The sequence below is a fragment of the Variovorax sp. GW821-FHT09D05 genome, assembly GCF_059416325.1.
Genome location: NZ_JBWKOZ010000004.1, coordinates 215,654 through 228,190, shown reverse-complemented (window position 1 = coordinate 228,190; position 12,537 = coordinate 215,654). Strand labels below are relative to the sequence as shown.

Sequence of the window (12,537 nt, the reverse complement as noted above, 5' to 3'; positions counted from 1 at the left end):
CTGTCAGCCGAGGCGCACAAGCTGGTCGCGCAAACGCTCCAGAGTGGCCGTGAAGTCAGTCAGACGTTTACGTTCTTGCTCGATCACGGCCGGTGGAGCCTTTGCGACGAAGGCTTCGTTGCCGAGCTTGCCGTGCACCTTGGCGATCTCGCCTTCGATGCGCGCGATTTCCTTGCCGATGCGAACTTTCTCCGCAGCCTTGTCGATCTCCATGTGCAGGCACAGGCGCGCTGCACCCACCACCGCCACCGGCGCCGCTTCGGCCGCGGCCGACCACGAGGCCTCGTCGTCGAAGACCTTCACTTCCTTCAGCTTGGCAAGCGCCTGCAGCACCGGCGCCGATTCGCGCAGGAAGGCCGCGCCCTCGACGTCGTCGGCCACTGCGTAGAGCGGCAGGCGCGTGGCTGGCGAAACATTCATCTCGCCGCGCAACGTGCGGCATGCATCGACCAGCGCCTTCAGCCGCGCCACATGCGCCTCGGCCGCTTCATCGATCTTCTCCGGCTGGCTCTTCGGATAGGCCGCGATCATGATCGACTCGCCCTCACGTCCTGCAACCTTCGACACCTTCTGCCACAGCTCTTCCGTGATGAACGGAATCACCGGGTGTGCCAGGCGCAGCAGCGTTTCGAGCGTGCGGATCAGCGTGCGGCGCGTGGCGCGCTTCTGCGAATCGTCGCCGGTCTGGATCTGCACCTTGGCAATTTCCAGGTACCAGTCGCAGAACTCGTCCCAGGCGAACTGGTAGATCGCATTGGCCACGTTGTCGAGGCGGTATTCCTCGAAGCCCTTGGCCACTTCGGCCTCCACGCGCTGCAGCTGCGACACGATCCAGTAGTCGGCGCGGCTGAATTTCAGGTAGCCATGCGCCGGGCCGCCGACCTTGCACTCTTCCTTCGTGTGCTCCAGCAGGCCGCAGTCCTGGCCTTCGCAATTCATCAGCACGAAGCGCGTGGCGTTCCACAGCTTGTTGCAGAAGTTGCGATATCCCTCGCAACGCTTCGAATCGAAGTTGATGCTGCGGCCCAGCGAAGCCAGCGAAGCGAAGGTGAAGCGCAGCGCATCGGCGCCAAAGGCCGGAATGCCGTCCGGAAACTCCTTCTGCGTGTTCTTGCGCACCGCAGGCGCCGTCTCGGGCTTGCGCAGGCCTTGCGTGCGCTTGTCGAGCAGCTCGGGCAGCTGGATGCCGTCGATCAGGTCCACCGGGTCCAGCACGTTGCCTTCGGACTTGCTCATCTTCTTGCCCTGCGCGTCGCGCACCAGGCCGTGGATGTACACGTGCTTGAACGGCACCTTGCCGATGAAGTGCTTGGTCATCATGATCATCCGGGCGACCCAGAAGAAGATGATGTCGTAGCCCGTCACCAGCACGGTCGAGGGCAGGTACAGGTCGAGGTCCTGCGTCTTCGCGGGCCAGCCGAGCGAAGAGAAGGGCACTAGCGCCGACGAGTACCAGGTGTCGAGCACGTCCTCGTCGCGCACGAGCTTCTTGCCCGGCGCCTTGGCCTGTGCGTCGGCCTCGTTCTCGGCCACGTAAACGTTGCCGTCCTCGTCGTACCAGGCCGGGATCTGGTGACCCCACCACAGCTGGCGCGAGATGGTCCAGTCCTGGATGTTCTCCATCCAGTGGTTGTAGGTGTTGACCCAGTTCTCGGGCACGAAGCGCACTTCGCCCGACTTCACCACGTCGATGGCCTTCTGCGCGATCGACTGGCCGTCGGCGCCGGGGCGCGTCATGGCCACGTACCACTGGTCGGTGAGCATCGGCTCGACGATGGCGCCCGAGCGCGCGCAGCGCGGCACCATCAGCTTGTGCTTCTTCACCTCGACCAGCAGGCCCAGTGCGTCGAGGTCGGCCACGATGGCCTTGCGCGCCACGAAGCGGTCGAGGCCTCGGTACTTCTCGGGTGCGTTGTCGTTGATGGTCGCGTCCAGCGTCAGCACACCGATCATCTCGAGCTTGTGGCGCTGGCCGACTGCGTAGTCGTTGTAGTCGTGGGCGGGCGTGACCTTCACCACGCCCGTGCCGAATTCCTTGTCGACGTAGTCGTCGGCAATGATTGGGATGAGTTTGTCCACCAGCGGCAGCTTCACGTGCTTGCCGATCAGGTGCTTGTAGCGCTCGTCTTCCGGGTGGACCATCACGGCCGTGTCGCCCAGCATGGTTTCGGGCCGGGTGGTGGCCACGGTCAGCGTGCCGCTGCCGTCTTCCAGCGGGTAGGCGATGTGCCAGAGCGAGCCGTCTTCTTCTTCGCTCTCGACTTCGAGATCGCTCACCGAGGTCTTGAGCACCGGGTCCCAGTTGCCCAGGCGCTTGCCGCGGTAGATGAGGCCCTCTTCGTACAGCTTCACGAAGGTCTGCGTCACGACCGCCGAGAGGTCGTCGTCCATCGTGAAGTATTCGCGGCTCCAGTCCACCGTGTCGCCCATGCGGCGCATCTGCTCGGTGATGGTGTTGCCCGACTTTTCTTTCCACTCCCACACGCGCGCCACGAAGTTCTTGCGGCCCAGGTCATGGCGGCTGACCTTCTGCTCCTGCAGCTGGCGCTCCACCACGATCTGCGTTGCGATGCCGGCGTGGTCGGTGCCCGGCACCCACAGCGTGTTGTCGCCCTTCATGCGGTGATACCGCGTGAGGCTGTCCATGATCGTCTGGTTGAACGCATGGCCCATGTGCAGCGTGCCCGTCACGTTGGGCGGCGGCAGCTGGATCGCGAACGACTCGGCGCCTTCCTTGGGTTGCTGCGTGCCGCGGAAGCCGGCCTTGGCATAGCCGCGCTTCTCCCATTCCGGGCCCCAGTGCGCCTCGATGGCGGCGGGTTCGAACGATTTCGACAGGCTGTCGAGGCCGGGCTGGGCGGAAGGGGTGATGGGTTCGCTCATGGGAAATGCAGAACGGCCCTTCAGGGAGCCGTTGGGGGACAGGGTGGGATAGCCCGCGATTTTACCGGGGCGGCCTGGCGTCACGGCAGCCACTGATAATTCCGGGATGCTCTTCCTGCTTTCCCCTGCAAAGTCGCTCGATTACGACACCCCGCTCCCCTCCGAACTCCCCGCCACCCAACCCCATTTCGAGTCTCCGCGCGGCCCTTCGGTCGAGCTGATCAAGCTGCTGCGCGAGAAGTCGCCCCAGCAGATTTCTGAACTCATGCACCTGTCGGACAAGCTCTCGGCCCTGAACGTGGCCCGCTACGAGGCCTGGTCCAGCAAGAGCAGCGCGAAGAACGCCCGCCAGGCCGCCTTCGCCTTCGACGGCGACGTCTACGGCGGCCTCGACGCCCGCACCCTCACCAGGGCGCAGCTCGACTGGGCGCAAGACCATGTCTGCATCCTCAGCGGCCTCTACGGCCTGCTGCGCCCGCTCGACCTGCTGCAGCCCTATCGCCTCGAAATGGGCACCCAGTTGGCCAACCGCCACGGCAAGGACCTGTACGCCTTCTGGGGCTCGCGCATCGCCGAGCACCTGAACGAGCGCCTGGCGGCCGATCGCACCCCGGTGGTCGTCAACGTCGCCTCGCAGGAGTACTTCAAGTCGGTCGACAAGAAGGTGCTCAAGGCCCGTGTGGTCGAATGCGTGTTCGAGGAGTGGAAGGGCGACAAGTACAAGATCGTGAGCTTCTTCGCCAAGCGTGCTCGCGGGCTGCTGGCGCGCTGGGCCGTGCAGCACAAGGCGGCCACGCCCAAGGCACTGGAAAAGTTCGACCTCGAGGGTTATGGTTTCGACGCTCAGGTGTCAACCGCCGAAAGGCTGGTGTTCAGGAGAAAAGTCTGATGTCCCAACCAATCAGTCCGGAACTGCGCGAGTGGCTGGTGGCCCAGCTCGCGGCCGGGCACTCGGTGCCGGCGCTGCGTGCGTCCATGCGCGCGGCCGGCTGGCACGATGCCGCCGCCGACACGGCGCTGGCCCAGCTCGAAGCCGGCTTCCCCAACGTGGAAGTGGCCTTGCCGCCCGTGCACACGGAAATGCCCGGCCCCGATCTCGATGGCGCGCCGCTGCACCTCGACGCAGGCGACCGCCGCGTGCAGGTGCTGCAGACCATGCGGCATCCGCGTGTCATCGTCTTCGGCAACCTGCTGTCTGGCGAAGAGTGCGAAGGCCTGATTGCCGCTGCGCGCGTGCGGCTCGCGCGCTCGCTCACCGTGGAGACGCGCACCGGCGGCGAGGTACTCAACGTCGATCGCACCAGCGACGGCATGTTCTTCGAACGTGGCGAGAACGAGATCGTCGCGCGCCTGGAGCAGCGCATCGCAGCGCTGCTGCGCTGGCCGCTCGAATTCGGCGAAGGCCTGCAGATCCTGCGCTATGCCCCCGGCGCGCAGTACCGCCCGCACTACGACTACTTCGACCCGAACGAGCCGGGCACGCCCACCATCCTCAAGCGCGGCGGCCAGCGCGTCGCCACGCTCGTGATGTACCTGCAGGAGCCCGAGGGCGGCGGCGCCACCACCTTCCCCGACGTGGGCCTCGAAGTGGCGCCCGTGCGCGGCTGCGGCGTGTTCTTCAGCTACGACCGGCCCGACCCCGTCACCCGCACCCTGCACGGCGGCGCGCCGGTGCTGGCGGGCGAGAAGTGGGTCGCCACCAAGTGGCTGCGCGAGCGCGAGTTCAAGTAGAAGACCAGAGAAAGAAGACCAGGGAACCAATGAAAGTCACCGCCAACGGGCTGCAGATCGAAGTTGACGACACCGGAGGCGAAGGGCGCCCTGTCATTCTGCTCATCATGGGCCTGGGCATGCAGCTGGTGGCCTGGCCCACCGGCTTCGTGCAGCAACTGGTGGAGGCGGGCTTTCGCGTGGTGCGCCACGACAACCGCGACATCGGCCTGAGCCAGGGCTTCGACCACGCGGGCGTCGGCAACCTGGTGTGGGAAACGATTCGCCACCGCCTCGGCCTGAAGGTGCGCTCGGCCTACACCCTGCAGGACATGACCCTCGATTCGCTCGGCGTGCTCGACGCACTCGGCATAGCCAAGGCCCACATCGTCGGCGCCTCCATGGGCGGCATGATCGCACAGCGCCTGGCCGCCAGCGCGCCGCAACGCGCGACCAGCCTCGTGAGCATCATGAGTTCGAGTGGTGCGCGCGGCCTGCCCGGGCCGCGCCGCGAAGTCACTTCCATGCTCATGCGCCGTCCGTCGGGCAGCAGCGAGGCCGAACTGGTCGCGCACAGCATCAGGCTGCTGCGGCTCATCCAGAGCCCCGCCTACCCGCAAAGCGATGAAGACCTGGCCGAGCGCCTCACCTTCAGCATGCGGCGCTCGTACCACCCGGCCGGCCTGATGCGACAGATGCTGGCCATCGGCGCCGATGCCGACCGGCCCCAGGTGCTGCCCCGCATCCAGTCGCCCACGCTGGTGCTGCACGGCGAGGCCGATGCGCTCGTACCCATCGCCTGCGGCGAGGACACTGCCAAACGCATTCCGGGCTCGAAATTCGTCCCCGTTCCCGGCATGGGCCATGACCTGCCGCCCGAGGTGTGCACCATCCTCGCCAACCACATTGCTCCGTTCGCGCACGCGGCGGAATCCAGAGAAGCCAAGCCATGAGCCACGACCCGACGAACCCCAACACGCCCGAGCAATCGCAGCTCGGCCGCGCCTCGGCCTACGCCGACCGCTACGACCCCACGCTGCTGTTTCCCATCGCGCGCGCCACGCAGCGCGAGGCCATGGGCATCAAGGCCGGCGCCTTGCCGTTCTTCGGCGCCGACCTCTGGAGCGCCTTCGAAGTGAGCTGGCTCAACCTGCGCGGCAAGCCGCAACTGGCCATCGCGCACTTCACCATTCCGTGCGAGACGCCCAACATCATCGAGAGCAAGAGCTTCAAGCTCTACCTCAACAGCTTCAACAACAGCCAGTTCGCGAGCATCGACGCGGTGCGCGAGCGCCTGCGCGCCGACCTGTCGGAGGCCGCATGGCGCGGCAGCGACCAGTCGGCCGGCATCGGCGTGAATCTGCTGGCGCCCGACATGTTCGACCGCGAGCCGGTGCACGAACTCGACGGCCTCGACCTCGACCGCCTCGACATCGAGTGCACCCACTACCAGCCCGCCCCCGAACTGCTGAGCAGCGACGTCACGCAGGTGCACGTGAACGAAACCCTCACCAGCCGCCTGCTGAAGAGCAACTGCCTCGTCACCGGCCAGCCCGACTGGGGCAGCGTGCAGATCCGCTACAGCGGCCCGCCCATCGACCAGGCCGGGCTGCTGGCGTACATCGTGAGCTTTCGCAACCACAACGAATTCCACGAGCCCTGCGCCGAGCGCATGTTCACGGACATCTGGAGCCGCTGCAAGCCGACCAAGCTCATGGTGTATGCGCGCTACACGCGTCGTGGCGGGCTGGACATCAATCCGTTCCGCACGAGCTGGCCGCAGGCGCTGCCGTTGAATATCCGCACGGCGCGGCAGTAAGCCGAAGCAGCCCTTAAGCCCCTCTTCGGAAACCCGAAACCCGCTCCTGCCCCGCCTGTGGCATTCTGAAATTCGCCCGCGAACCCGCGGGCGAACATCCGGAGCAGAGACAAACATGGTTGAAGGAAAAGTGGTCGTCGTCACGGGCGCGGGCGGCGGCATCGGGCGCGACATTGCGCTGGCCATGGCGGCCCACGGTGCGAAGGTGGTGGTCAATGACATCGGCGCCGCGCTCGATGGCGCACTCGACGCCGAAGGCGGCGGCCCAACCCGCAGCGCAGGCCCGGCCCAGCAGGTGGTCGACGAGATCCGCGCGGCCGGCGGGCAGGCTGTTCCCAACGCCGACAACGTGGCCGACGCCGCCAGCGCGGCGCGCATCGTGCAGTGCGCGGTCGACAGCTTCGGGCGCATCGACGTGGTAGTCAACAACGCTGGCATCCTGCGCGACCGCTTCTTCCACAAGATGTCGGTCGACGAGTGGGACTCGGTGCTCAAGGTGCACCTGTACGGCTCCTACTACGTGAGCCGCGCGGCAGCCACGCATTTCAAGGAGCAGAACTCGGGCGCGCTGGTGCACATGACCTCGACCTCGGGCCTCATCGGCAACTTCGGCCAGGCCAACTACTCGGCCGCCAAGCTCGGCATCGTGGCGCTGTCGAAGTCGATTGCGCTCGACATGCAGAAATTCAACGTGCGCTCCAACTGCATTGCACCCTTTGCCTGGAGCCGCATGATCGGCGCCATTCCCACCGACACCGACGAGCAGCGCGCCCGCGTCGACAAGATCAAGCAGATGACGCCTGCCAAGGTCGCGCCGCTCGCCGTCTACCTTGCGAGCGATGCGGCCGGCGCGGTCAACGGCCAGATCTTTTCGGTGCGCAACAACGAGATCTCGCTCATCAGCCAGCCGCGCCCGGTGCGCTCCATCCACCGCTCCGAAGGCTGGACGCCGCAGAGCATCGCCGAGCACGCCATGCCCGCGATGCGCGCCAGCTTCTTCCCGCTGGACCGCTCGGCCGACGTGTTCAGCTGGGACCCGGTCTGAGGAGAAACCCGCAAGAGGGTACGCACGGCACCATTCGCCGGACAATGCGCGTTCCCTTCCTCTTTGATGCCCGCGCCCGGTGAACCTGCATTTCGACCTGTTCGACCTGAAACTGTTCGTCTACGTGGCGGACGCGCGCAGCCTCACGCGCGGCGCCGAGAAGGCCTGCATCTCGCTGGCCGCCGCCTCCACCCGCATCAAGCAGATGGAAGAGGCCGTGGGCGGCAAGCTGCTGCACCGCAGTGCGCAGGGCGTGAGCCTCACTGCCGCGGGGCAGGCGGTGCTGTACCACGCCAAGCGCGTGATGCAGCAGATGGAGCACCTGCGCTGCGACATGCAGGACTTCGGCAAGGGCATCAAGGGCCATGTGCGCGTGTTCGCCAACACCACCTCGATCACCGAGTACCTGCCGCAGAAGCTGGCCGGCTTTCTCACGCAACATCCGGCCGTGCAGGTCGACCTGCGCGAATACCTGAGCGAAGAGATCGTGCGTGCGGTGGCAGACGGCGAGGCCGACATCGGCATCCTCGCCGGCGACGTGCACACGGGCGACTTCGATGCACGCCCGTTCGGCAGCAACCAGCTCGTGCTGGTCGTGCCCACCACGCACCACCTCGCGGGCGCGTCTTCAGTGGCCTTTGCCGACACGCTAGACGAGCAGCACGTGGGCCTGCATCACGGCAGCGCCATCCACCGCTTCCTGCAGCGCCGCGCCGAGCTGGCGGGGCGGGGCTTCAACCCGCGCATCCAGGTCAGCAGCTTCGAAGCCATCTGTTTGATGATCGAGGCGGGCGTGGGGGTCGGCGTGCTGCCGGCGTCTTCTGCGCAGCGGTTATCGATGGCGATGCGCATCTCGACCGTGGCGCTCAGCGATGCATGGGCCGAGCGCGAGCTGAAGCTGATCGCGCGCAACCGCGAGCAGCTGCCAGCCTCGGCGCGCGAGCTGTTCGACCACCTCGTCGCGCATTGAGGGCGCGGCCGTCATGTCCGCCGACCTGAAGTCGCTGCGCCTGTTCGTGGCCGTGGCCGATCACGGCAGCATCAGCGAGGGCGCCAAGCGCTGCCATATCGCGCTCGCGGCGGCCAGCAAACGAATCTCCGATCTTGAAGCCCGCGCGCGGCTGCCGCTGCTGGTGCGCCATGCGCGCGGCGTCACGCTCACGTCGGCGGGGCATGGCCTGCTGCTGCATGCGCGCGCGGTGCTCTCGGCCATGGACCGGCTCGGCGCCGAGCTGGACGATTTCCAGAACGGCGTGGCGGGCGTGGTCAGCATCACGGCCAATGCATCGACCATCGCGCAGTTTCTGCCGGCGCAGATCGGCTCCTTCCTGCGGCTGCACCCGGTGCTGAAGATCGACCTGCAGGAGCGCGCCAGCACCGAGGTGGTGAAGGCCGTGCAGGCAGGCCTGGCCGACATCGGCGTGATCGAGGGCAACACGTCCGCCGACGGCCTCGAATGCCTGCCCTACCGCAACGACGAGCTGGCCGTGGTGATCGCGCGCGACCACCCACTGGCCCGGCGCAAGCGCATCAATGTAGATGAGGTGCTGCGCCACGACCATATCGTGGTGCGCGAAGGCACGGCCCTGCACCGCGTGCTGCTGGCCGCTGCGCTGGAGGCGCAGGTGCCGCTTAAGGTGCGCATGCAGGTGGGCAGCTTCGACATGGTGTGCCGCATGGTGGAGCAGGGCGTGGGCATCGGCGTGCTGCCCTATGCGGCCATCCTGCCGCAGCTGCAGATACTGAAGCTGCGCTGCCTGAAGCTCGATGCGCCCTGGGCCATGCGTCGCCACCTGCTGTGCGTGCGCAGGCAGCAAGATTTGACCGTGGCTGCGCGCTCGGTGCTGGAGCACCTCGGCCGGCCAGACTGAGCACGAGGCTTCGCGCTGCGCGAAGCCTCGCGCCCGCCAAAAACGAATTGTTCTCTCGCGGCTTGCGCGCAAAGAATCGCGCAGCAAGAGCAAAGGAGACACCCTTGAAGATCGTTCGCGTCAGCGCCACGCCGCTGAACATTCCCGTCACCATCGACGTGGTCGGCCTGAACAAGCAGACATCGCTGTCGCTGTGCCTCACAGAGATCGAGACCGACACCGGCCTCGTCGGCCACGGCATGACTGCCATCACCGAGGAAGAAATCGTCGCCGCAGCCGTGCGCGAGGTGGCGGGCCCCGCGCTGATCGGCGAAGACCCGATGGCCACCGAACGCCTGTGGGACAAGCTCTACTGGCTGCTCTCGCCGCGCGGCCAGACCGGCTACGCCAGTCATGCCATCGCAGCGCTCGACATCGCGCTGTGGGACATCAAGGCCCGCGCGCTGGGCCAGCCGCTGTGGCGCCTGCTCGGCGGCGCGCGCGCCAAGGTGCCGGTGTACGCCACCTTCGGCTTCGGCTTCTTCGAGCGCGACCAGCTCGCGGCCGCCGCGAAGCTGTGGGTTTCGCAGGGCTTCCAGCGCCTGAAGATGACCGTCGGCAACCACGCACTCGCGCGCCGCGACGAGCCGCGTCCGCTTGACGAAGTCATCGCCGAAGACGTGCGCCGCGTCGCCGCTGTGCGCGAGGCCGTGGGCCCCGACGTGAAGCTGTATGTCGACGCCAACTGCGGTCTCGACCTGTTCCATGCTACCGAACTCGCACACCGCATCGAGCCCTACGGCATCAGCTTCTTCGAGGAGCCGCTCACGCAGAACGACGTGCGCCAGATGGCACAGCTGCGCGCGCGCACCCGTATTCCGCTCGCCTGCGGCCAGAACGAGGGGCTGGCCTTCCGCTTCCGCGATCTGCTGGTGAACCAGGCAGCCGACGTGCTGCAGCCCAACGTGACCATCTCGGGCGGCTACTCGCAGTGCCTGAAGATCGCGGGCATGGCGCAGGCTTTCAACGTGCCCATCGACAACGGTGGCGCCTGGCCCTTCCACAACATGCATCTGCATGCGGGCGTGTCGAACGGCGGGCTGGTCGAGTACCACTACGTCGCGGTGCAGATGCTCAAGCAGATCTTCGACGGCCTGCCGGTGCCCGAGCAGGGCTGGCTGACTCTGCCCGAGACGCCGGGCTTGGGCTTCGCGCCCAATGCCGATCGCGTGCGAGAGCTGGCGAAACTGCCGACCTCGCACGGCAAGGGCAAGGCCTGAGCCGCCCTGCGAATCAAAAAATAAGACGGAGACACGATGAAAGCCAGACAAGCGATTCGCGCGGCAGTGGCCCTGGGCCTTGCGGGTGCGTTCACCCTCGCGGCGCCCGTGGCCTGGGCCCAGAAGTACCCCGACAAGCCGATTCGCCTCGTGGTCGGCTATTCGGCCGGCGGCGGTGTCGATGCGGTGGCCCGCCTGCTCGGCGTGCGCCTGTCGGCCGTGCTGGGCCAGCAGGTGCTGGTGGAGAACCGCACCGGCGCCACGGGGCTCATCGCGGCCGAGTTCGTCGCCAAGGCGCCGCCCGACGGCTACACGCTGATGATGGGCGACAGCGCCTTGCTCATTGCCAAGCTGCTGCAGCCGAAGATCGGCATCGATCCGCTCACCAGCTTCAAGCCGGTGGCGGGCGCCTTCATCTCGCCGCTGATGATCGTCGCCAACAGCGACTTTCCCGCGAAGACGCCGGCCGAGCTGGTGAAGGAGCTCAAGGCCAATGCCTCGCGCTATTCGTATACCACGTCGGGTGTCGGCACGGTGCAGCATCTGGGCTTCGAGATGCTCAAGCAGGCCACCGGCAGTTCGGTGGTGCATGTGCCGTACCGCGGCGCCGCGCAGATCGTGCCGGACGTGATCGGCGGGCAGATTCCTCTTGGCGTGGTGAGCGCGACGGCGGGCATGGCGCAGGCCAAGGCGGGCAAGCTGCGCGCGGTGGCGCTGATGAACACGGCCAAGCTGGAAGGCGCGGAGAGCGTGCCGCCGTTGGCCGATGCGCTGCCGGGGTTCGATGTGGCGCCGCGCATCTTTGTGCTGGCACCCGCGGGCACGCCGAACGATGTGGTCGAGAAGCTGTCGGCTGCGGTGAAGTCGGTGCTCGATACGCCGGAGGCCGGCACGGCTGCCGCGGCGCAGGGCACGCTGCGTGCCTATGCAACGCCTTCGCAGCTTGGGAAGGACATGGCTGCGGAGACTTCTCGGTGGAAGAAGATCATTTCTGATCAGCGCATCGTGGCTGAGGGGAATTGAGTTTTTTTGTTCGTGGGGCGCTCACGCCGACGGGGTACCTTGCTCCGCGAATGTCCCCCGGGGCTTCGCCCCTCCTCCTTTATTTCGCTGCGCAAGGCACCCCGCCGTCGTGATCGTTCAGAGCACTGGTTAATCAGCCGCAAACCGACAGCACGTCCGGCGCCCTGTGCACCTACCCCGAAACAAGAGCCAAAAAAAGCATGGAGCCATCGAAATGACCACACCTCACCTGGGCCTGATCGTCCCCCCCGCAGCCGGCGAAGTGCCGGTAGACGGCCCGCTGCTTTACGGCGAACGCATCCGCTTCAGTGCCAAAGGCCTGGGCCTTGGAGAAATCTCGACACGCGGTTATCTCGACGTCATCGACTCCGTGGTCGAGAAAGCCGTGGCGCTCAAGGAGGAGGGCGTGAGCGCGGTCTCGCTCATGGGCACCTCGCTGAGCTTCTTTCGCGGTGCGGCCTTCAACCGGCAACTCGAAGTCGAGATGGCGCGTGCCACTGGATTGCCCTGCACCACCATGAGCAACGCCATCGTCGGCGCACTGCGTCACCTCGGAGTGCGGCGCGTGGCGGTGGCCACCGCGTACATCGACGAAGTCAACCTGCACCTGCGCAAGTACCTGGAACAGAGCGACTTCGAACCCCTCGCGCTCGAAGGCCTTTCCATCTCCGACGTGAAGGCCGTGGGCGAAGTTCCGACGCAGGTGCTGGTCGATCTGTGCCTGAAGGTCTTCGATGCCCAGCCCGGCGCCGACGGCATTCTCATCTCTTGCGGCGGGCTGGTCACGCTCGATGCGGTGCGCGAAGTCGAAGCGCGCCTGCGGGTGCCCGTGGTCTCGAGTTCGCCCGCAGGCTTCTGGGACCTCGTCGGCACCGCCGGGCTCGATCCGCGCGTGCCCGGCCAGGGACGCCTGTTCGCCTGAGCCGC

At 66.6% G+C, this 12,537-nt stretch carries 11 protein-coding genes; 10 read left to right on the top strand and 1 reads right to left on the bottom strand.

What is annotated here, in order from left to right; translation table 11 throughout:
* Positions 1–3: 3 nt before the first annotated feature.
* Positions 4–2,883, bottom strand: coding sequence for a valine--tRNA ligase (locus tag AC07O3_RS12315; RefSeq protein ID WP_495339438.1), 2,880 nt, complete (start codon positions 2,881–2,883; stop codon positions 4–6).
* Positions 2,884–2,989: 106 nt separating this feature from the next.
* Between AC07O3_RS12315 and yaaA the strand changes: the two genes are divergently transcribed.
* The 10 genes from yaaA to AC07O3_RS12265 all read left to right on the top strand — a co-directional run bounded on the left by yaaA (position 2,990) and on the right by AC07O3_RS12265 (position 12,532).
* Positions 2,990–3,772 (top strand): peroxide stress protein YaaA, encoded by a 783-nt coding sequence (gene yaaA, locus AC07O3_RS12310; protein ID WP_307613700.1) that lies wholly within the window; start codon positions 2,990–2,992, stop codon positions 3,770–3,772.
* The gene (locus tag AC07O3_RS12305; RefSeq protein ID WP_093049025.1) at positions 3,772–4,614 is read left to right on the top strand and encodes a 2OG-Fe(II) oxygenase; all 843 of its coding nucleotides are present in this window, start codon (positions 3,772–3,774) and stop codon (positions 4,612–4,614) included. The genes yaaA and AC07O3_RS12305 overlap by 1 nt, the downstream gene beginning before the upstream one ends.
* Before the next feature lie 29 nt (positions 4,615–4,643).
* Complete coding sequence (locus AC07O3_RS12300; protein WP_093049028.1) at positions 4,644–5,546, top strand: alpha/beta fold hydrolase; 903 nt, start codon at positions 4,644–4,646, stop codon at positions 5,544–5,546.
* Positions 5,543–6,412 carry an NADPH-dependent 7-cyano-7-deazaguanine reductase QueF gene (gene queF / locus AC07O3_RS12295; protein WP_495339437.1) on the top strand — a complete coding sequence of 290 codons (870 nt, stop codon included), beginning with the start codon at positions 5,543–5,545 and terminating at the stop codon, positions 6,410–6,412. Before AC07O3_RS12300 ends, queF begins: the two co-directional genes overlap by 4 nt.
* A 115-nt stretch (positions 6,413–6,527) precedes the next feature.
* On the top strand, positions 6,528–7,457 hold the full coding sequence (locus tag AC07O3_RS12290) for an SDR family NAD(P)-dependent oxidoreductase (RefSeq protein WP_495339436.1): 930 nt from the start codon (positions 6,528–6,530) through the stop codon (positions 7,455–7,457).
* Positions 7,458–7,536: 79 nt separating this feature from the next.
* Entirely contained in the window at positions 7,537–8,427 is an 891-nt protein-coding gene (locus AC07O3_RS12285) for a LysR family transcriptional regulator (protein ID WP_093049037.1), read from the top strand.
* A 13-nt stretch (positions 8,428–8,440) separates the two neighbouring features.
* A complete protein-coding gene (locus AC07O3_RS12280) occupies positions 8,441–9,328 on the top strand; it encodes a LysR family transcriptional regulator (RefSeq protein WP_495339435.1) in 888 nt (295 codons plus the stop codon).
* Between the two features lie 104 nt (positions 9,329–9,432).
* Complete coding sequence (locus AC07O3_RS12275; protein WP_440533646.1) at positions 9,433–10,587, top strand: mandelate racemase/muconate lactonizing enzyme family protein; 1,155 nt, start codon at positions 9,433–9,435, stop codon at positions 10,585–10,587.
* Between the two features lie 36 nt (positions 10,588–10,623).
* On the top strand, positions 10,624–11,610 hold the full coding sequence (locus AC07O3_RS12270; RefSeq protein ID WP_495339434.1) for a Bug family tripartite tricarboxylate transporter substrate binding protein: 987 nt from the start codon (positions 10,624–10,626) through the stop codon (positions 11,608–11,610).
* 214 nt (positions 11,611–11,824) lie between these two features.
* Positions 11,825–12,532 carry an arylmalonate decarboxylase gene (locus AC07O3_RS12265; protein WP_093049049.1) on the top strand — a complete coding sequence of 236 codons (708 nt, stop codon included), beginning with the start codon at positions 11,825–11,827 and terminating at the stop codon, positions 12,530–12,532.
* Positions 12,533–12,537 lie beyond the last annotated feature (5 nt).

What these genes read in the sequence shown, in the direction of transcription:
- AC07O3_RS12265 (WP_093049049.1), top strand. Translation starts at nt 11,825, where the DNA reads ATGACCACACCTCACCTGGGCCTGATCGTCCCCCCCGCAGCCGGCGAA.
- AC07O3_RS12305 (WP_093049025.1), top strand. Translation starts at nt 3,772, where the DNA reads ATGTCCCAACCAATCAGTCCGGAACTGCGCGAGTGGCTGGTGGCCCAG.
- AC07O3_RS12290 (WP_495339436.1), top strand. Translation starts at nt 6,528, where the DNA reads ATGGTTGAAGGAAAAGTGGTCGTCGTCACGGGCGCGGGCGGCGGCATC.
- AC07O3_RS12300 (WP_093049028.1), top strand. Translation starts at nt 4,644, where the DNA reads ATGAAAGTCACCGCCAACGGGCTGCAGATCGAAGTTGACGACACCGGA.
- AC07O3_RS12315 (WP_495339438.1), bottom strand. Translation starts at nt 2,883, where the DNA reads ATGAGCGAACCCATCACCCCTTCCGCCCAGCCCGGCCTCGACAGCCTG.
- AC07O3_RS12270 (WP_495339434.1), top strand. Translation starts at nt 10,624, where the DNA reads ATGAAAGCCAGACAAGCGATTCGCGCGGCAGTGGCCCTGGGCCTTGCG.
- yaaA (WP_307613700.1), top strand. Translation starts at nt 2,990, where the DNA reads ATGCTCTTCCTGCTTTCCCCTGCAAAGTCGCTCGATTACGACACCCCG.
- queF (WP_495339437.1), top strand. Translation starts at nt 5,543, where the DNA reads ATGAGCCACGACCCGACGAACCCCAACACGCCCGAGCAATCGCAGCTC.
- AC07O3_RS12280 (WP_495339435.1), top strand. Translation starts at nt 8,441, where the DNA reads ATGTCCGCCGACCTGAAGTCGCTGCGCCTGTTCGTGGCCGTGGCCGAT.